At 60.5% G+C, this 19,111-nt stretch carries 15 protein-coding genes; 8 read left to right on the top strand and 7 right to left on the bottom strand.

Features of this window, described 5'->3' with window-relative positions; all coding sequences use genetic code 11:
* Nucleotides 1–58: 58 nt before the first annotated feature.
* Nucleotides 59–1,081, bottom strand: a complete 1,023-nt coding sequence (locus FV139_RS00075; protein WP_187276321.1) for a radical SAM protein — start codon at nucleotides 1,079–1,081, stop codon at nucleotides 59–61.
* 89 nt (nucleotides 1,082–1,170) lie between these two features.
* On the opposite strand from FV139_RS00075, the gene FV139_RS00070 reads away from it, so the two are divergent.
* A complete protein-coding gene (locus tag FV139_RS00070; protein ID WP_148066215.1) occupies nucleotides 1,171–1,428 on the top strand; it encodes an SEL1-like repeat protein in 258 nt (85 codons plus the stop codon).
* Nucleotides 1,428–2,069, top strand: coding sequence for a phytanoyl-CoA dioxygenase family protein (locus FV139_RS00065; RefSeq protein ID WP_235898524.1), 642 nt, complete (start codon nucleotides 1,428–1,430; stop codon nucleotides 2,067–2,069). Before FV139_RS00070 ends, FV139_RS00065 begins: the two co-directional genes overlap by 1 nt.
* Before the next feature lie 9 nt (nucleotides 2,070–2,078).
* Here FV139_RS00065 and FV139_RS00060 read toward each other — a convergent pair whose 3' ends face one another.
* From FV139_RS00060 to FV139_RS00045, 4 genes are all read right to left on the bottom strand, one after another.
* A complete protein-coding gene (locus FV139_RS00060; RefSeq protein WP_148066213.1) occupies nucleotides 2,079–3,029 on the bottom strand; it encodes an aldo/keto reductase in 951 nt (316 codons plus the stop codon).
* 179 nt (nucleotides 3,030–3,208) lie between these two features.
* The gene (locus tag FV139_RS00055; RefSeq protein WP_235898450.1) at nucleotides 3,209–4,432 is read right to left on the bottom strand and encodes a glycoside hydrolase family 88/105 protein; all 1,224 of its coding nucleotides are present in this window, start codon (nucleotides 4,430–4,432) and stop codon (nucleotides 3,209–3,211) included.
* 151 nt (nucleotides 4,433–4,583) lie between these two features.
* Nucleotides 4,584–7,367, bottom strand: coding sequence for a TonB-dependent receptor (locus FV139_RS00050; RefSeq protein WP_187276320.1), 2,784 nt, complete (start codon nucleotides 7,365–7,367; stop codon nucleotides 4,584–4,586).
* A 73-nt stretch (nucleotides 7,368–7,440) separates the two neighbouring features.
* Nucleotides 7,441–8,853, bottom strand: coding sequence for a glycoside hydrolase family 28 protein (locus FV139_RS00045; RefSeq protein WP_213003984.1), 1,413 nt, complete (start codon nucleotides 8,851–8,853; stop codon nucleotides 7,441–7,443).
* 311 nt (nucleotides 8,854–9,164) lie between these two features.
* Here FV139_RS00045 and FV139_RS00040 point away from each other — a divergent pair, with 311 nt between their 5' ends.
* Together FV139_RS00040 and FV139_RS00035 are read left to right on the top strand one after the other, a co-directional pair.
* Nucleotides 9,165–11,417: a TonB-dependent receptor gene (locus tag FV139_RS00040; protein ID WP_148066211.1), complete on the top strand. Its 2,253-nt coding sequence runs from the start codon at nucleotides 9,165–9,167 to the stop codon at nucleotides 11,415–11,417.
* Nucleotides 11,417–12,235, top strand: a complete 819-nt coding sequence (locus tag FV139_RS00035) for a hypothetical protein (protein WP_148066210.1) — start codon at nucleotides 11,417–11,419, stop codon at nucleotides 12,233–12,235. The genes FV139_RS00040 and FV139_RS00035 overlap by 1 nt, the downstream gene beginning before the upstream one ends.
* Here the strand turns inward: FV139_RS00035 and FV139_RS00030 are convergent.
* On the bottom strand, nucleotides 12,232–14,523 hold the full coding sequence (locus tag FV139_RS00030; RefSeq protein ID WP_148066209.1) for a winged helix-turn-helix domain-containing protein: 2,292 nt from the start codon (nucleotides 14,521–14,523) through the stop codon (nucleotides 12,232–12,234). The genes FV139_RS00035 and FV139_RS00030 overlap by 4 nt on opposite strands.
* A 138-nt stretch (nucleotides 14,524–14,661) precedes the next feature.
* Nucleotides 14,662–15,597: an oxygenase MpaB family protein gene (locus FV139_RS00025; protein ID WP_148066208.1), complete on the bottom strand. Its 936-nt coding sequence runs from the start codon at nucleotides 15,595–15,597 to the stop codon at nucleotides 14,662–14,664.
* Nucleotides 15,598–15,925: 328 nt separating this feature from the next.
* On the opposite strand from FV139_RS00025, the gene FV139_RS00020 reads away from it, so the two are divergent.
* From FV139_RS00020 to FV139_RS00005, 4 genes are all read left to right on the top strand, one after another.
* Nucleotides 15,926–16,357, top strand: a complete 432-nt coding sequence (locus FV139_RS00020) for a hypothetical protein (protein ID WP_148066207.1) — start codon at nucleotides 15,926–15,928, stop codon at nucleotides 16,355–16,357.
* Nucleotides 16,358–16,530: 173 nt separating this feature from the next.
* On the top strand, nucleotides 16,531–17,244 hold the full coding sequence (locus tag FV139_RS00015) for a YebC/PmpR family DNA-binding transcriptional regulator (protein ID WP_148066206.1): 714 nt from the start codon (nucleotides 16,531–16,533) through the stop codon (nucleotides 17,242–17,244).
* Nucleotides 17,245–17,250: 6 nt separating this feature from the next.
* Entirely contained in the window at nucleotides 17,251–17,652 is a 402-nt protein-coding gene (locus FV139_RS00010) for a YchJ family protein (RefSeq protein WP_148066205.1), read from the top strand.
* A 345-nt stretch (nucleotides 17,653–17,997) separates the two neighbouring features.
* On the top strand, nucleotides 17,998–18,984 hold the full coding sequence (locus FV139_RS00005) for an SMP-30/gluconolactonase/LRE family protein (protein ID WP_148066204.1): 987 nt from the start codon (nucleotides 17,998–18,000) through the stop codon (nucleotides 18,982–18,984).
* Nucleotides 18,985–19,111 lie beyond the last annotated feature (127 nt).

Here is a 19,111-nt window from a genome sequence, read left to right as displayed (position 1 = left end):
CACAATTGGCGTATTGCCCCAAAGGGGGTAGGCGGTTTCGGGGGGGGGGGGGCGAAACCTAACGGCTCACGGCAATCAGGCTGCTACTGGCGCTGGGCTCCCAGTCGAGGATATCGATGTCCCGGGGCAGTCGCTGGTGGTAGAACTTGCGGTGTTGCATCATCAGTTTGTCGAGATCTGCCCGGGTTTTCTCCCCGGCCTCGATTTCAAATAGCTTCTCGCGCACCGCGTTGAGGGGATCGAAGTCACACTGTGCGCAAGCTGGCAAGCGATCCGAAAAGGCCTTCAGTTTGATCGCGTCCATGGCGTCGATACTGTAATCGAACACTGAACCGAGGGGACTGATCTTCCGGTAGTCACTGCAGCAGATATAGTACTGGCCGCTCCAGCCGATGAAGATAAAATAAAACGGTGCCGAGCAGAGGGTGGATGTGCGCGCCTCCGCCATAATCTGCCGGGCCTCGACGGTGAACCGGTCACTTTCTGTGAAGTAGTGGCCGTTGTCGCAGGCGCCGCCGCGATTATTCTGGTCGAAGGGTAGAATCGTGGTTATCCCCTTGCCCTGCCAGTACTGGGACATCTCGTCGAACTTGTCCCGATTGAGGTCGTGGCGAACAATACTCAACATCACCTCTATCTGCCGGTCTTCCACCTGCTTTGCCAGCTCGAGAAAATGCAGCACGTTGCTGTGCGTACGCTCGAAATCGAGGTTGTAGACCAGTTCGTAGTCTTCACCCATATCGGAAATACTGAAGCAGATACCGTCGAGACCGGCGTCCAGCAGCGCCCGGGCCCTGGCGTCGTCCAGCAGGCTGCCATTGCTTGTCATTTGCACTATTACGCCCTGTGACTTGGCATACCTGACAAACGCCACCAGATCCGGATGCAGGGTTGACTCGCCTTGTCCGGTAAAGCTGATGCGTGGGATACTTTCGAGCTCTTTTACCCGCTCGATAACCTGGACAAAGGTTTCCATGGACATGAAGCCCTGGTCCGGGGTTTCATCCCGGGGGCAGAAACTGCACAGTGCGTTACAGCGGTTGGTGAGTTCTACGTCGACAAGACGATCTCGGACATCCATCTGCGGTCCCTTGGGTGGGGTGGGATCAGTTTGAGTTATTGCAGGCATTGTATTACAGGGGAATGCGGGGCGGCTATGGGTGACAAAGCGTGGATGCAACACTGACGCAGGGGGTGCGTGCTTTTCAGCGCGGCCATTACGAAGAGGCCTTGCGATTGCTCGCTCCGCTGGCTGAACAGGGAGAGGTACGGGCCCAGGTTATCCTCGCCCGCCTTTACTACGCGGGCAACGGGGTGGAGCAAAGTGACGAACGCCACCTCTACTGGCTGGAGCGGGCAGCTGACAACGGTGACAAGGCGGCCCGTTCCCGGGTCAAGAAACTCAGACGTAAAGAACTCCATTCGTGATGTTATCGGAACAGCAGCGGGCTTTTTTCGAGATCTTCGGCTATCTACGCTTGCCAGGGTTGATGGCGGATGTCATCGGTGAGATTGACGCTGCTTTTACCGCGACATTTGCCGAGTACCCGGGAGAAATAGTCGAGTGGGTGCACGAAACCCACGAAAACAGGATGCGTCGTTTCATTTCCGGTGTTACCGGGAAGAACGACTTCCTCGATGCGCTCACACGTGAACCGCGCATTGCGGGCCTGGCCTCGGCCCTGTTGGGAGAGGACTACGTATTTCGTGGTAGTGACTGCAGCATCTATGACTGCGGCACCCTGTTTCACAAAGACGCCTACGGGGCCAATCTCGCCTACACCAATATCAAGATGGCCCTATACCTGGAACCCATCGACGAACATTCGGGAGCGATCCGGGTGATACCGGGAAGCCATCATCGCGGTGACAAGTTCGTCAGGCAACTCAACCCCCATGTGGAGAGTGGATTCAGGGACCTTGGTTTGAGTACCGGGCAGGTACCGTCCACGGTATTGCCCAGCGAGCCGGGTGACCTGCTGCTGTGGAATTACCGGCTGATTCACGCCACCCAGTACGGCGGGAACCAGCGCCGGATGCTGGCGCTCGAGTTTTCCGAGAACTATTGATTCCGGGCGTCAGTCGTCACTCGCCGCATTGAGCATGGCCATGTCATCTTCTGACAGTGCCAGCGTGGCGCCATTAACCAGTTCCTGCAACTGTTCCATCGAGGTGGCGCTGGCGATAGGGGCGGTGACGGAGTCCCGGTGGATTATCCAGGCCAGTGCCGTGGCCGCCAACGTGGCCTGATTGCGATTCGCGATGGTATCCAGCGCCGCCAGGATCGCCAGGCCGCGATCAGTCAGGTACTTGTCTACCATTGTCCGCCGGGCAGAGGAGGCAAGATCCTCCGCCGTACGGTATTTGCCAGACAGAAAGCCACTGGCCAGCGAAAAATAACTCACCACGCCCAGGCCGTTCTCCTTGCAGACCTTCTCCAGTTTGCCTTCGTAGCCGCGCCGGTCGTACAGGTTGTACTCCGGCTGGTGAGCGACGAACCGGGGGAGCCCATTGTCCCAAGCCACCTGGAGACATTCGGCCAGCCGGTCTGCGTCGTAGTTGGAGGAGGCGATAGCTCGCACCTTGCCGGATTCAATCAGGGTCTGGAATGCCTCCAGCGACTCCGCGAAGGGGGTGTCACGGTCATCCAGGTGGGCGTAGTAAACGTCGATATAATCCGTCTTCAGCCGCTTTAGCGAAGCGTCAGCCGACCGGACGATATTGGCTGCCGATAGACCACTGGAGCCATCGCCCATAGGCATTCCCACTTTGCTTGCCAGTACGACCTGTTCCCGCTTGCCAGAAGATTGCAGCCAGTCGCCAATGATGGATTCTGATTCGCCACCCTGGTGGCCTGGCACCCAGGCAGAGTAGACATTGGCGGTGTCCACCATATTCACACCCTGATCGACCAGGGCATCCAGCAGGGCGAAGGATTGCGTTTTGTCCACCGTCCAGCCGAAGATATTGCCGCCAAATACCAGCGGTGCAATGGCAATATCGGAATTGCCCAGACTGACTTTTTTCACAGCGTTCTCCTGCAGGTGTTCAGGGTGTTCGCAGGAGTCTACAACCCTTTATCCGCATTGATAATGGTCAGGCGGTGGAAGGATCAAACAGCCGCCACCGCGTTAGCCTGCGCCTCTGTATACCCCGTAACAGGCCGGAATAGGCAGTCCGGTGCTGCGCCAGGTTGATTGCTTCTGCCCTATAGGCGCTCGATTTCCAGTGCCGCCAGAATAAAGGGCCCGACGCCGTGGGGGTCGTTATCCACCTGGGGCTCGCTGATGTAGTAGTCAAAGGTGCCGGGGCGGTAGGGGTTGCCTCCCAGGCCTGCGCTGCCACAGATGCCAGTGAGAGTGACCTCTCCGCTGGTTGGGTCCAGCTTGACCAGTTGTTTGACGAGCCCGTCGAAGGCACGCCGTGCGACAGGAGCCAGGTCGCGGTCCAGGTAACCCCGGTTGACACCACGGGCAATGGCATAGGTGAACATCGCACTCCCGGAGGCCTCCAGATAATTGCCCGCACGGTCGCCCTGATCCAGCACCTGGTACCAGAGGCCCGAAGTGTGCTGCACGGATACCACCGCCTTCACCAGTCGCTGCAGGATTTCCAGCAGTTGACCCCGCCCCGGGTGATCGGCTGGAAAGTGTTCAATCGAATCCACCAGGGCCATGGCGTACCAGCCCATGCCCCGGGACCAGAACTCCTGTGACAGCCCCGTGTCACTGTCCGACCAGGGTTGTACCCGGCTTTCGTCCCAGCCGTGATAAAGCAGGCCAGATTCGGGGTCGCGGGTCTTCTGCTCTATGAGGGTGAACTGGTGGGCAATATCGTCAAAGCTGGCAGGCGGCTCGTCAAAAACGGCAGAATACTGGGCGTAATAAGCCGCCCCCATATACAGGCCGTCCAGCCACATCTGCCAGGGGTAGATCAGTTTGTGCCAGAGTCCGCCCTCACCAGTGCGGGGGTGCCAGTCGAATTGGTTGCGCAGGGTTTGCATCGCAGTGCGATAGCGCTCGTCACCCGTCTGCTCGTAGAGCAGGAACAGCAGCTTGCCGGCGTTGATGGAGTCGATGTTGTAGTCCCAGGTGCGGTAGCCCTGAATCCGGCCCTCGGCATCGATGAGTTGGTCTACGTAGGTTTTCGTGTAGTCCAGATACTCCTGTCTACCCGTGCGCTGGTACAGGCGTTCGAAACCCAGCAGGGCCAGGCCGTAGGTGTACCCCCAACTCGGTTGGGTCAGACCCTTGTGCGGGCGCATTGCCCAGGCTTGTGGACTGCGCTGCATGGTGGAGTCCGCGAGGCGGGTTGCCCAGGACAGTGCAGCGGCGGCCGGTTCCGCGCCAGTGGCGGAGTCCATTGGGCCCGGGGCGGCGGTGATCGTCCAGGGCAGCATCAGCAGGAGAGTGGTGAGCAGGAGTTTATGCATGGACAGCCTCACTTATTGCATTGTGATTCAGGGGGAAGCGGGTCGGTGTCGAGCGCGAGAAGCCACCCGCGTAGCGCGGTTGGCTGCATCGTTCGGGAACGGAGAGGCAGCGCAAGCCGGACTTTTTGAACGCCCGGCTTGCGCAGAAGGGTCAGAAGGTAGCGCGCAGGCCCAGCAGGATTTCCGTGCCGGTCGAGTTGAACTCCCGGATCAGGTCCATATCACCGGTGGGGCCGGTGGTGTACAGGCGTTCCTCCTCATTGGTGAGGTTGTAGCCCTCCAGTGTCAGCTGCAGGTAATCGGTAATGTTCCAGTAGGCCGACATATCCAGGCGGGTGGGACCGGTGGTGCCGTGCTGGGCGTTGCCGTTGGAACCGGTCTGGTCGGTAATGTAGTCGTCGCGGTCATTGACCACGAAGCGCAGGCCGAACAGGTCGTTCTCGTAGTACACGCCGACGTTGTAGCTGTCTTCCGACAGGCCCTCGAGTGAGCCTACGATACCGTTACCGAATTCCGCCTCTGACTCCACGTGGGTGTAGTTGGCGAAGGCGCCGAAGCCCTGGATGGGCAGGAAGTCGAAGTTCTGCTGGTAGCCGATCTCGTAGCCGTCCAGGTCCGCACCCTCACCGTTAACACTGGTGCTGATATTCCAGTCATCGCTGTCCGGCGAAATCAGGCTGGGATCAAACAGCGGGCTGTCGGGGTTGTACTGGGGCAGAGCGGCGACCACGTTGCGTACATCAGACGGGAGCGACTGGCTTTCCAGCGTCTCGCCTGTAATAAAGCTGTCGATCTCCTTGCGGAAGAAAGTCAGGCTGAGCAGGCCGGTGTCGTTGAAGTACCACTCTACACCCAGGTCCACGGAGTCGGCGCGCAGGGGTTCCAGGTCGGGATTGCCGATGGACACGTTCTGGTTGATGGGGGTCACGTCGACCGAGCCCGCCAGGCTGCCCAGCCCCGGGCGGCTCAGGTTGCGGCCCATCGCCAGGCGCAGCAGAACGTTGTCGTAAAACTCCCACACCAGGTTGGTGGAGGGCAGGTACTCGGTGTAGTCCTGCTCGAAGGTGGTGGGAATGAAGCCGCCGAGACCGTCGCTGCTCACGCCGCGGGAAGTGAGTTCTGTCTTGACCACCCGCAGGCCCACATTGGCTGTGAAGGGCCGGCCCAGCAGTTCAGTGTCGAACTCGGCTTCGACATAACCGCCCAGGGTTTCCTCCTCCACATCGAAGGTGTTGGAGTCATCCGGTACGAATTCGAACTGCCCGGCGTTGTACTCCCGTATGGAGGCGCCAAAGTCTGAAACCAGCCAGTCTTTGGGGAAGCCGGAGGGGCTGTCGAGGGCGGCGCCAAAGTCATCCAGTACCTGCGAGGCGCGCCGCGTATTGTCGGCGCTCACGGGGGCCAGGTCCGGATTGATATTGATGGGGTTGAAGCGCTTTGACTGTACCTGGCGGTTATTCCAGATCAGGCCCGTGCGTACCAGGGAGGTATCGCTGGTGATTTCGAGGTCCATTTTGAAGGTGTCGTTGTCGCGTTCCACCCTGTCACGGCGCAAGGTCGGCCCGGACCAGTCATAGTTTGCGGGATCCAGTATGTCGAAACCGTAAGACATTTCGGCAACGTCAGAGTCATCTTCGAAAGAATAGGAGAAGGGGTGTCCCTCCTTCGCCGTGATGTTGAAGCGGTACTGGTCCTCGTCGTGATCGGAGGTCGCGTTGCCGTACATCACATCCAGCGTCATGTTGTCGCGCAGCAGGAACTGGCCGCTGACCACGGTTTGCAGGAACGACGTCTCGCTGAACTGGCCGCGGCTCTCGGAGCGCGGCTGGACGTTGTCGAAGGTGCCTGCGGTGATAACGCGGCCAGCGTTGTCCAGGGTGACCTCCCGGGGAGTGATGGAGTCCTGCAGGTTACGGAACTGGGCGAAGTAGTTGTAGGACTCAACATCAGCGTCCAGTTCAGAGCCGACCACATCCAGGCTGAAGGTCATGGTATCGACCGGCCGGTACTGGAAGGAGGCCACATAACCACTGCGCTCCTGCTCCCGGTTGAAGGAGTCCATGCGCGGCAGGCGCGGGTGCCAGAGGTAATCCAGTTGCTGGGTGGGGTCTATGGCTTCACCGGGGTAGTTGGCCTGGGGATTGGGGGTGCCATTGATAATGGTATCGGCGTCGGTGCCAGCCCAGCTTCTGCCGTTGGAGAAGGGTGAGGTATAGCGAACTGTGCCGAAGCCGTCCTGATGCACCGTGCGATCGGACTGGGTGTAGGAGACCAGTACCCCGATCGTGTCGTCCATAAAGGTATTGCTGTACAGGGCGACCAGGCGCGGGTCGAGTTCCTCGGTATCCAGGTTATAGGACCCCTGGCCGGAAAGCAGGATCTTTTGCCCGGGGTTGTCGAGTGGTTTGTGGGAATACAGCTCTACCGTGGAGGCCAAACCGCCTTCCTCGATATGGGCAACTCCGCTCTTGTTGATGGTGATCTTGTTAAACAACTCGGAGCCAAAGACATTGAAGTCAAAGCTGCGACCGCGGTTGATGCCGCCCGAGGAGTCCAGCCCGCCCGTGCCCGAGGGCACTTCCATGCCGTTGAGAGTGACGCGTGTGAAGTCTGGCCCCAGGCCGCGAACGGTGATGTTTCGCCCTTCGCCGCCTTCGCGAGTGATGGACACGCCGGGTACCCGTTGCAGTGATTCCGCCAGATTGAGGTCGGGCATTTTGCCGATATCCTCGGCGACGATATTGTCAGTCATGTTGGCGCTGTCGCGTTTGATATCGCGAGCCGCCTCGAGAGACTGCCGGAAGCCAGTTACCACGATTTCCTCCAGCACCATGCCTTCCTTGTCGCCGCTCGTTGGATCCTGCTGCGCCAGGGCCAGTCCGGATCCGAGACCAGAAGCCAGGGCCACACATACTGATAGTTTGGTCTTTCTCATCTTCATCGGATTTCCCCCTCCTCGGGTTATTATCAAAATGTTCTGAAGATTCTCTGTTGTAGTTGTTCTTGAGTTACTCCACCGCGGCCTCGGTGGCCGCGAGCGAATCGATTCGGGCGTCGATGACCTGGTCATCGACCCGTACATTGTTGAGTTGCAGGTTGCTGGCGTTGCGAATGTCGAACACCTGCTGCGATGTATCCACGGTCACGTTCTCGAAGCGGACGTCGCGCAGCGGAGCGCTGGCGGGAGCGCGGACAAAGAACACTGCCCCTACATTGGCTGCCTGAATGTCCGTGAACGTGATGTTGCGGTAGACGGTGTCGAACTGGCCGCCGTGCTCGCTGGGATAGTCCAGCTGGAACCAGAACAGATTCTCGAAATCCTCCACGTTTGCACCGCGGATATAGATGTTTTCAACCACACCGCCGCGGTCGAGATTGGATTTGAAGCGGAACGCCGAACTGCCCTTGCGCAGGGTGTTGTCCAGAATGTACACCTCGCTGATGCCGGCGGACATTTCACTGCCGAGGCCGATGCCGTCTTCGCCGCCCATGTCGTTGTTGCGCACGACAATGTTCCGGCTGGGGCGGCCGATGGTTCTGCCATCGAGGTCACGACCGGACTTGATCACCACCGAGTCGTCACCGGTGCGAAAGACACAGTCCTCGACGACCACATGGGTGCTGGATTCGACATCGACGCCGTCGTTGTTGGGAAAGTGGCTGTCGACCCTGATGCCGCGTACCGTGGCGTGATCGGTGTACACGAGGTGGTTGACCCAGAACGGGGAGTTGGTCGCGGAGAAGCCTTCCAGTAACACCCGTTGTGCCCCGAACAGCTGGATCAGGTCTGGCCGCAGGTAGGTGCCCTCGGCAAAGACGCGCTGCTCGACCGGTACGCCGTTGAAACCGAGCTTGCGGATACGCAGTACGTCTGCCGCCTGCTGCTGGTGCCAGCCGTGAAATTCACTGTTGGCGTTGCCGTCGATGATGCCGCTGCCGGAAATGGCCACGTCGGTGACATCCCGGGCGTAGATAAGGGGCGAGTAGCTGAAGACCTCGGTACCCTCCCAGCGCTGTTTGACCACCGGCAGGTAGTGTTCCGCTTCGGGAGCGAACAGCAGGCGGGAGCCACTCTGCAAGTGCAGGTCGACGCGGCTTTTCAGCCGGACCGGGCCCTCCAGGTACCAGACCCCCTCGGGCACGACAACCCGTCCACCGCCTGCCTGTGAGGCCGTATCAATGGCCTGCTGCAGCGCTGGCAGGGCGTTGGCGTGCTCACCTGGTTGTGCGCCGTAGTCGCGGATGTCGAAGGTGACATCGGGGATGTCGGGTAATTCGATGGACGCCACGATGGCGTCGGCGCGGCTCCAGTCAATTGCGGTCTCTGCCCAGGACGGAACGCTCGCTGCGCAAGCAAGGCACACCAGGGCCCGGCCCAGCAGGGCGGACATAAAACGGGTGTGCGAAGAGGCTGTGTTCATGTTCCGGGGCACCTTGAGCCGCGTTTGCGACGAGTACAGTGTTATGTTGTTTTGCTACCGGTGGCAAGAATACTACCGCATTGTGCCATCGGTGGCAATAGTTCTGCGGTGAGTGATCTTTACGCCAATTTCCAGCTGCAGCCCGACCACTTCCCGATGCGCGGCTTGAAAGATAAATCCATTTAAATCAGATAGATACGCTTTGGTAAGGAATTCATCAGGGAATCATCCGGGCGCCGGGATGGGAATTCGGTGCGTGCTGTATAGACTTTGCCGGACATTCCATTGCTGACAGGGACAGGTGGCGCGACATGACAGGAACTGCACGGTATTTTCACCCCATACTCTCGTTTTCACCGCTGGCGATTGCTATCGCCGCGGACCCGGTCATGGCCCAGCAGGCGGCCGGGCCGGGCGCCGATGCAGGCCGGGAGCCGCTGTTGATGGAGCACGTGCTGGTCACGGCCTACCGGCGCGAGATGTCGGCCGATGAAGTGGGAGGCAGCGTCTCGGTACTGACCGGGGCTGAGCTGGCCCGGACCGGTACGGACGATCTCGCAGGAATGCTGCGTCAGGTGCCTGGTGTATCCCTGAGCCAGCCACTGAAAAACCGCTCTACGATCAACATTCGTGGACTCAATACCGACATCGGGGAGACCCAGCTGACCCAGGACCCCGCCGCCCTGTACATCAACGACATGCCGGTGACAGGGACCTATGCCGAGCTCTACCAGCCGGACATGAGCCTGTACGACGTCGAGCGGGTGGAATTCCTGCGCGGGCCACAGGGCACCTTCTTCGGTTCCGGGGCACTCGCGGGCGCGGTGCGCATCGTCACTCACAGCCCGTCCCTGGAACGCATGGAGGGCGCCTTGCGGGCCGATTACGCCAACGGGGGCGATACGGGAGCGCGGAGCCGGTTCGACGGCATGGCCAATGTGCCGCTCATCGAGGACACCCTGGCACTGCGGGTGGTGGGGTCCTGGCGAGAGGACGACGGCTGGGTCGAAAATGTGCAGCTGGGTACAGACAACCGCTATGAAGACAGCAATTTGCGGGCCACGCTGTTGTGGCAGGCCAGTGAAAGGCTGTCCCTCGAATTGAGTGCCATGCGTATCGACAGCGACCCGCAGGACGCCGACAGCTGGAACCCGGAACTCGGTGAATACCGCCGCAGCTCCCCGATCCGCGAGGGGCGACAGGCGGAGATGGATCTCTACCACCTCGATATCGACTGGCAGCTGAACGAGACGCTGCGATTGCAGTCGCTGACCAGTGTGCGCGAGAGCGAGGCCAACTGGGACGCGGTGCTTAACAACGTGCCTGGATTCGGAGCGCTGTACACGCAGAGTGGCCCGTTTGCCAACGAGACACTGGTCCAGGAGGTCAGGCTGGTTTCTGAAGGGGCGCGACTGTCCTGGGTATCCGGTGTGTACTACCTCGACACGCAGACCGACGCCCCCCTCAATCTCTACCTGGAGGGGCTGCAGGCCCTGGTGAACGGCATACTGGGGCCCGGCGTGCTGGCAGATGACCTCTTTGTGTCCGGCAAGACGCGACATACCTTCGAGGAACAGGCCGTCTACGCCGATGCCACCCTGCACCTCAGCGAGCAATGGTCAGTGACGACCGGGCTGCGCTACTTTCGTACCGACAGTCGCTATCGGCAGTATGCAGCGCAAAACTTCGACTTCGCTACCTTTGCCCTGCAGCCAACGCCCGATTTCAGCAACGACATCGATGACAGCGACTGGACCTGGCGTGCGGGGCTGTCCTGGGAGCCTGCGGATGACCGCCACTACTACGCGACGGCATCCCGCGGTTACCGCGCCGCCATGACCAACCCGAATTACGGCCCCAGCTTTGTAAACCCGGATGACATCTTTATTCCGGAAGGCTACCAGAGTGACCAGACCCTGAACCTGGAAGTGGGTGCCAAGTTATTGTGGTGGGACGGCAGGCTGCAGACCAATGTGGCCGTTTACCGGACCGAGTGGACCGATATCCAGGTGGACGCCCTGCGGCCATCGGACCAGTTGAATTACATTGCCAACGCGGGTGACGCCCTGGCCCAGGGCGTGGAGCTGGAATCGCGCCTGGTATTGCCGGGCGGTCTCGGCGGGCGGCTTGCATTGACCTGGCAGGACGCGGAGATCGAGGATACAACGCCCGAGACGTCGTTCTATTCAGGCGCCGTCGAAGGTGATGCGCTTCCCGGGGCGGCCGACTTTCTCGCGGCTGCCGGGCTGGTCTACGAATGGAGCGCCTTTGCCAGTAGCCGCTTCGCTGCGCGGCTGGACTCCCAGTACGTGGGTGAGAGCACCAATCGCTTCTCCAACCTCAGCGGTCAGTCGCTGGCCAATCCCGACAAGGCGGACAACAGTAGCTATACCAACGTCAGTGCCAGCCTGTCGCTGGCGACAGAGCACTGGACGGTGACGGCCTATGGCGAGAATCTCACGGATAATGACAAAGCGATCCTCAATCTCGGCAATACCCGCGACAATCGTTTGCTGACCTTGCGCCCGCGCACCGTGGGCCTGCGCTTTGACCTGCGCCTGTGATGAGCGTGTCCAGCGACCGGGTGGGAACCTCGCCTTATTCGTCTGCGCACTGGTTTCTGGCAGGGCTCGTGGCGCTGGCGGCAGCGGCGTTCTACCCCTCCTGGCTGCTGCATTTTGTGCAGGCCAGCCCGCTGCAGCACATGCACGGGCTGACGGGAGCGGCCTGGCTGCTGTTATTGATCAGCCAGTCCTGGCTCGCTCGCACCGGGTATCGCAGCGGGCACCGCTGGCTGGGGAGAAGTGTCCTGTTAGTGGCGCCGCTGTTCGTGGCCTGCGGGCTGGCGTCCATTCACGCCATGTTGAATAGCGAGCATCCGCTGGCGGTGCGTTTCGGTGTCAATATCGCCTTCATGAACGCCATTGCCCTGATAGCTTTTGCGGGCTTCGTCGGTGCTGCACTGCGGGACCGGGCCCGGCCCCAGCGCCATGTTCGCTGGTTCGCCTGTAGCGCCCTGTTATTGCTGACACCGGCCTTGTCCCGCTTTATCGGTTTCTGGGTGCCGGGGCTCCTGATGAGCTCCCTGGATCAGTATCCGGTCAATCTGCGCCTGGCCCAGGGCGTGTTATTGGCGGTCTTGGCGGGCCTGTGCCTGCACAGCCGCTGGCGCGGCGCGGGGGGCGAGCCTTTTGTGATCTGCGGGGTGGTGGTGTTCGCCCAGCAACTGGGCTTCGAGCTTGCCGGCGCGGGATCCCTGTGGGGGGGCTTTACAGAGTGGTATCGGCAGCTACCCATCCTCATACCTTCATTGCTCGCTGCTGCGCTGGTGGTCACACTGCTGTGGATTGCCTGGCGGCGCGGTACACCGCGCCAGGCTTAGGGCATCCGCTGCGCCAGTTGTTGCTGATACCACCGGCGTTCTGATTCCAGGAAGGCGCGCTGACGGTCGATGAGGGCCTCCAGTCTGGGGCCGCGCAGGGTGTCGATGGGTTCAGGAGCCAGCAGGATGACCTGCGAGTAAAACGAGAAACGCTGGTCGATCGCTGCTTCCAGGCGCTCGAAGGCCTCTTCCGTGCGCCCCAATAACGCCAGGAAAACGAGGTCGTCGATGCCGGTGGTGTAGCCTCCCCGTTGCAGCTTGCGCGTGCGGTCGATGTGCTGCAGGGAAGCCTGAGAAAGCTCACGCATGGCCTGGTCCTGGCCAGTACGGGCCAGAGCCGTGGCGAGTTCGCGTGCTGCCCAGATATTGATATCGTTGATTTTCGGCGGACGTTCCGTCAGCTCGGGAAATGTCTCCCGGGCGAGGGCGATAATTGCCTGCCAACGCGCCTGCGCGGTGTAGAGCGAGAGCAGTTGCAGCTTGTAGTACTGAACATCCGGATAGCGCTCGATCTGCTCCAGTACGATTTCGGTAGCGCGTGCGTGGTCGCCCTGCAGCTCCGCTTGCCATTTGCGGGCCTCGTAATAGTCCGGGTGGTCGGCCAATAGGTGGTCAATGCAGCGGAGAGCGGTGGCATTGTCCCACAGTTGCCAGTGCATCAGGCACACGGCCCATTGCCGGTGGGGGTTATCCGGATCCAGGTCGCGCTCGGCCATGTAGTAAAGCATGGACTGCCCCGGCTCACCGAGCTGCATATGCCAGCGAGCCAGCAGGCTGAGATTATTGGCCGCATCCGGGTGAATGCGCAGGTTTTCCTCGATCACCGCGACCGCCTGTTCCGCCAGGCCCATGCCCCACAATACGCGCCCCAGCAGTTGCTGCAGGCGGTTGTTGCGCGGGTCCTGGGCTGCGGCGCGGCGCAGCACAACGAGGCTCTCCTCGTTGCGCTGGCGCTCTGACAGCCAGCGGGCGTAGTCCGCCAGCACCTCCGGATTGTTGGGCCCGAATTCCAGCGCCTGCTGGAAGGCATCCTCCGCCGCTGCCTCTTCGCCCCGCTGCTGGAGTATCTGGGCACGCAGCGCGTGTGCTTCACTGAGAATCGGGTCCAGGCGCAGGGCGGTATCGAGGTGCTGCGTGATAGAGGCCAGGATGGCCTCGCGCTCTCCGGAAGGGTAGATGTGCACCACCGAATCGGCATGAATCGAGGCGCGCAGGGTCTTCGCCAGCAACAGGTGGGGGAGGGCGTATTCGGGGTCTGCAGCCACCGCCTCCTCGAGGTATTGCGTTGCGTCGAGGTAGCCCGCCTGGGTGTGCCGGTTGTAGGCCTGCCGTCCGCGCAGGGTGAGCTGGAAGCTTGCGGCGGTCGGCTCGTACTCGTCCTTTTCCCCGCGCAGCAGGGTGCCCTTGAGTGAAGCGACGATGGCATGGGCAATATCGTCCTGGATGGAGAACAGCTCGTCGATATTCCGGTCAAAGCTGTTGGACCAGACTTCCCGTTCGGAATCGCCGCGAATCAGGCGGGCGATAACCCGCAGGCGGTCCCCCTGTTTTTGCACACTGCCTTCCAGAACGTGGCTGACATTCAGCGCCTCGGCAATCTGCTCGATGGTCATTCCCCGGTTGCGCAGGGAGAACGATGACGTGCGGGCGGTGACCTGCAGCTCGTTCACATCCGCAAGTCGCAGAATGATCCAGTCGCTGATGCCCTCACCCAGATATTTTGGCTCCTGCTCACCGCCCAGTTCCTGAAAGGGGAGCACTGCCAGGGTCGCCGCGGCCGGTGCAGGGCTATCGGTGTTGCGCCAGGGGTAGGTCAGGAGGAAAGCAATCAGTACCGCGGTTACCGCGCCGTAGGCTGCCCATCTGGCGCTCTGCGTGCGCACCGGGGCTGCGGTGGCCGTTTCGGTGACCAGTTCCAGTGGCGGCGTTTCCGGAACAGTTTCTTCGGCTGCTGCGGCTGGTGGTGGGGTTGGGGCACGTTGCGGTGGCGGGAAGCTGGCGCGATAACCCCGGCGCGGCAGGGTTTTGATGTAGGCGTCCCGCTGCTCCCGGTCGAGGGACTGGCGAAGTATGGAAATCGCCCGGTTGATGGAATCGTCGGAAACCACCCGGTTGCGCCATACCTGCTCGATCAGCTCCGCGCGGGTGATCAGGCGGTCCTGGTTGGACAGCATGTAATCCAGGACCCTGGCGACGGTTGGTTCCAGCCGCACCACATCCCCGGCCCGTGTCAGGTCGCCGGTATCGACATCGAACTGCCAGGGTCCGAACTCGTGCGAGACTCCCAAAGCTGTTTCCCTTCCCCGGAACGCCGGCGCTCTCCCGCCGGCCGCGCAGTGTTAGTTATCGCTCTACTATAGCGATGTGGTGGAGGGAGTCCACTCCGCTCGAAGCAGGGGGGAGGCTTACCCGGGAACTGACCGTGGTCAGTGGACTCCCTGAACCCCTGCCGGAGCACGCCCGTCCAGCCCGGCATTCTCCAGCAGTGTCTGTTGCCGGTTGTGGCTCTGCCACAGGAAGTTGGCGGGGAGGCCGAGACGCTCACTGGCCAGCGCGGGAGCGGACTCGGGATCAAACTTGCGTTCAGCCAGTTGCCCCATGACTTTCAGCAGCATGCGGTCGAATAGCGTGAGGTCCCAGGTTTTACCCAGCGCGAGCTTTTCACGGACCAGGGGGGGGAGTAGCGATACCGAGGCGCGGGTAATCGCCCGTTTCACAAACAGGGGGATGCCGCCAACAGAGTCACTGTTCTGGGCAATATCAAGGAACTCGGTGTTGATGGGGTGGGATTCAAAACCGGGGGCCAGGGCTTCCATCATCACCATAAAGTCCGCCTCCGATTTCGCGGTACGGGTGACGCCGTAAAGCGCTGCCAGTTCGCCGCCGCCGTTCCAGAAACGGTCTTTCTCATCGTCTGTCAGGCGGCAGACGAATCGATCATAAGCGGTGACAAAGCCATAGGATGCCGTGGCGTACACCCAGTTGAGCAGTTCGGGATCCATGGCCCGGTAGCTCTGCCCTGCCGGTGTTTTGCCTTCCACCTTGTGGTGCAGGCGGGTGATGCCAGCAATCATCTTCTCCGCAGTTTCCCGCTGGGCGTACACGCCGACCATGGCCGCCAACCCGGTCCGCTGGGAGCGACCGATGGGATCGATCTTGTAGGTGGAGTGGTCCCAGACCCCGCTGCGGATACGGGGGTCGGCAAACTCGAGCAACACCGCGCAGATGCCGCCGATACCGAGGGCGATAGGGTTCTTGTAAATGCGCCATTGCATGGAATCGGGAGCGCAGTAGGCCGGTGCTCCCGGGGGATTGGAGAAGTCGACGCTGGGGCCGCTGCCCTGCTTTATGTTGGTGCGCATGATGGTCATCCCGAAAGTTAACGGCTGATATACTTTAAATGGTATCAACCGATATATTATTTGCAAGCAAGTTTGTCCGGCGCGCCGGCGCCGGATTTGTGAGGCAAGCCTCAACAATCGGCAGCGGATTCCGGTTACTGGTCTATAGTCATTACTAGGTTTTGGAGCCCACCTGGAACCCGTTGTACAGATTCACCCGAATTCCACGGCAGTTCAGTTGACGGGTATGTGGGCGTGTATGTGCAAATGGGCGCCATGGCGCCACCGCGCATCCTTGTTCTGTCTGCCAGCTGAGACGTGGTCCAATGACTTGCATGAAGGTAACAATATGAAAAAGCTTGCACTCGTTTTAACTGTATCGATGTTGCCCCTGGCGGCGATCGCAGAAGATTACGTTTACGACCCCGGTACCTATTGGACTGTAACCGCTGTTGATACACACCCCGGTCATTTCGATGATTACCTGGAAAACATTAATGGGGCGTGGAAAAAGAGCATGGAAATGCTGATTGCTGATGGCAAGGTGCTGAGTTACCGCATGATGTATAACGTCAATGGTGCCAATGATGAGCCGGACCTGTATCTGATGGTGGAATGGAAGTCTGGCGCCGAAATGCTCGACACGCCTCGCTCCTACTACGATGCACAGAACGAGAAATTGTTCGGTTCACTGGACAAGGGGCAGGAGCAGAACATCAAACGCGGTGAGATCAGGACCATCATGGGCGAGACACTGTTGCGCGAGATCACGTTCAAGTGAGGTAGGGATTACCGGGGGCTTTGGCCCCCGGTCTTGATTTTCTGCCGCTGCGGCGGCTCCTTTCCGGCAATGTTGCCGTGGCAGGGGGGCGGTGGGCAGCGGGTGGTTGTGGTCATCACGCTGGCGAAGCGACGTTTTTCGGGTAAAATACGCGCCTTTTCCGGATCAGATTTATGGGCAGAGCGTACCAGAACCGCAAGGAATCCATGGCCAAGACCTCGGACCAGAAGGCCCGGGTCTACAGCAAGCACGCACGCGTCATCTACGTGACCGCCAAGCAGGGCGGTGTCGACCCGTCTGGCAACCTTGCCCTGCGCAGTGCCATCGATCGAGCCAAGAAGGACCAGGTCCCGGCGCATGTCATCGACAAGGCCCTCGACAAGGCCAGGGGCGGGGCGGGTGAGGACTTCGCGCCGGCCCGCTACGAGGGTTTTGGCCCCGGCGGCTGCATGGTCATCGTGGACTGCCTGACCGACAATCCCAACCGTACCATTGGTGACGTACGCCAGTGCTTCACCAAGACCAAGGCCAAGCTCGGCACCCCGGGCAGCGTCAGCCATTCCTTCGACCACTGCGCCATTTTTGTCTTCCCCGGTGACGACGAAGAAGCCGTGCTGGAAGCACTGATGCTGGCGGATGTCGAGGTCGAGGACATCGAGTCCGACGACGGGAAGATCACCGTGTTTACCCCACCCACCGAGTTCGCCAAGGCGCGCACGGCCCTCAACGAATCCTTTGGCGAAATCGACTTCGAAATCGAAGAGATCCAGTTTGTGCCCAGGGAAGTGGCGGCCATTCCCGCCGAGGATGAGCCCATGTTCGAGAAGTTCATGGACATGTTGAACGATGTGGAAGACGTCCAGAAGGTCTACCACAACGTCGGGTAACAGCAGGTGTCCCGCAAACCCGTCGCGCAGGACCCCGGCTGTCCCTGCGGCAGCGGGCAGCACTACAGTGCCTGCTGCGGCCGCTTTATCGATAGCGAAGAGTGCGCCCCAACGGCCGAACAGTTGATGCGCTCACGCTACACGGCCTTTGCCCGGGGCGAGGCCGATTACCTGCTGGCGACCTGGCACCCGGCGACACGTCCCTCGCGGGTGCGCCTCGATCCGGCGCAACGCTGGATCGGCTTGCGTATCCTTGGCAGTGAACAGGGCGGACCGGAGGACGATACCGGCACGGTGGAATTCGTCGCCCGCTACAAGGAAGCCGGGCGCGGCCATCGCCTGCACGAGGTGAGTCACTTCGAGCGTATTGGGGGCCGCTGGTTCTACCGCGAAGGGGACTACCAGTAACAATTTCCCGGGCCTGGTTTCTTTTCCTCTGCCGTTGATGCTCCTGAAACTTTCCATACCCGGGGTGGGTTTTTCGCCCCCCACAGGTTTTCAGGCTGCGAGTGGCGCGCCAGATCGTAGAAAAAAATAACTATAAAAATCAATGAATTGCATAATTCCTGGTAATTGCTCGGCAATATATCGGCGTTTCATCAGGTTCCCGTGCCTGTCTCATCCTAGCCTCTGACCAGGCAGCCGCAAAAGCCGCGGAGGGCTCTCGCCCGCTTGTCCAACGGTACTTCCCCGGCTGCTCGTGCACTGGCTGCATCGCCATCAATATGTTCTGGGCTAATGAGGAAAGATGCCATGAAGAAACGCCTGATGATCGCCGTCCTGGCCGCGGCCACCTGTACACTCCCGGTACAGGCTGAGCCCGCCACTGCTAACGCATTTCCCAAGATAGTACCGGTGCTCACCGGGTCCCCGGTGGAGGGTTTCACTATTGGTCGTGGGACGACGGCCTACAGCAGCTCCATCGATGGCTCGATCTACAAAGTTGACCTGCGCAGCGGCGAGGGTGCGGTCCTGGTAGAGCCCGAAGATAACTTCAACGTGGAAACGGATTGCTACAAGCTCGGTATGCGAGTGGACCCCCGCAGCAACTACCTGTACGCGGCGGGTTGCTATTGGGGCAATGCCTGGGTATTCGACGCCGAGACGGGTGAGGAGGTCACCACGATCCAGTTGTCGCCCTTTGGCGAGGTTATCAACGATATCGCAATTACTCGCGAGGCGGTCTATTTCACCAACTTCAGTGCCCCCTTCATCTACCGGCTTCCGCTGTCACGCAACGGTCAATTGATCGAGGGGGAAGGCGCGCTGCCCATCCCGATGGTGGGGGATGACGAAGAAAATACCCCCTTCACGGCCAACGGAATCGTGGCGACCCCGAAAGGGGATGCCCTGATTATCGGGGACTCGGTGACGGCGCAGATTTACCGTGTGGACCCGCTAACGGGACACTCGGACCGGGTTGCCGTTGAACCGCCCCTGACCGGGTTCATTGACGGCATCGTGATGCATGAACGCACGCTTTATATCCTCACCCCGGCTAATCCCGGCGACCCTGACGATATCGATCGCATACAGGTGGTGTCGCTGGACAAGGCACTGCTGCAGGGTAGGCTGGTTGGTTATATCACCGATCCGGACAACCTTGACGGTGTAGCCAGCGGCGCGATTCTCGGGGATTCCCTGTACGTCAACAATGCCCACTACACGACCTACCCCGAGCCCGATACGCCCTACGAACTGACCAAACTGAAGCTCAAGGAGGTTGAGCCCTTGCCCTGATCTTGGGCCCCCGGCGTTTCACGCTGCAAAAAGCCCGCTGACCGCGGGCTCAGACTGCTGACAAACCCCGGTTATTTAGCCGGGGTTTGTTGTTTTCGGAATACCACCGTCTTTGCTCGACGTCTCC

This window comes from Parahaliea maris, from assembly GCF_008064665.1.
GTDB classification, from domain to species: Bacteria; Pseudomonadota; Gammaproteobacteria; order Pseudomonadales; family Halieaceae; genus Parahaliea; species Parahaliea maris.
This window is presented reverse-complemented; position numbering and strand designations above follow the sequence as displayed.

Bases quoted from the DNA above. Each gene is read 5' to 3' on its own strand.
- FV139_RS00025 (WP_148066208.1), bottom strand. From the start codon at position 15,597: ATGCGCACCAACATAAAGCAGGGCAGCGGCCCCAGCGTCGACTTCTCC.
- FV139_RS00075 (WP_187276321.1), bottom strand. From the start codon at position 1,081: ATGGATGTCCGAGATCGTCTTGTCGACGTAGAACTCACCAACCGCTGT.
- FV139_RS00065 (WP_235898524.1), top strand. From the start codon at position 1,428: ATGTTATCGGAACAGCAGCGGGCTTTTTTCGAGATCTTCGGCTATCTA.
- FV139_RS00005 (WP_148066204.1), top strand. From the start codon at position 17,998: ATGAAGAAACGCCTGATGATCGCCGTCCTGGCCGCGGCCACCTGTACA.
- FV139_RS00020 (WP_148066207.1), top strand. From the start codon at position 15,926: ATGAAAAAGCTTGCACTCGTTTTAACTGTATCGATGTTGCCCCTGGCG.
- FV139_RS00035 (WP_148066210.1), top strand. From the start codon at position 11,417: ATGAGCGTGTCCAGCGACCGGGTGGGAACCTCGCCTTATTCGTCTGCG.
- FV139_RS00055 (WP_235898450.1), bottom strand. From the start codon at position 4,432: ATGCATAAACTCCTGCTCACCACTCTCCTGCTGATGCTGCCCTGGACG.
- FV139_RS00045 (WP_213003984.1), bottom strand. From the start codon at position 8,853: ATGAACACAGCCTCTTCGCACACCCGTTTTATGTCCGCCCTGCTGGGC.
- FV139_RS00050 (WP_187276320.1), bottom strand. From the start codon at position 7,367: ATGAGAAAGACCAAACTATCAGTATGTGTGGCCCTGGCTTCTGGTCTC.
- FV139_RS00015 (WP_148066206.1), top strand. From the start codon at position 16,531: ATGGGCAGAGCGTACCAGAACCGCAAGGAATCCATGGCCAAGACCTCG.
- FV139_RS00040 (WP_148066211.1), top strand. From the start codon at position 9,165: ATGACAGGAACTGCACGGTATTTTCACCCCATACTCTCGTTTTCACCG.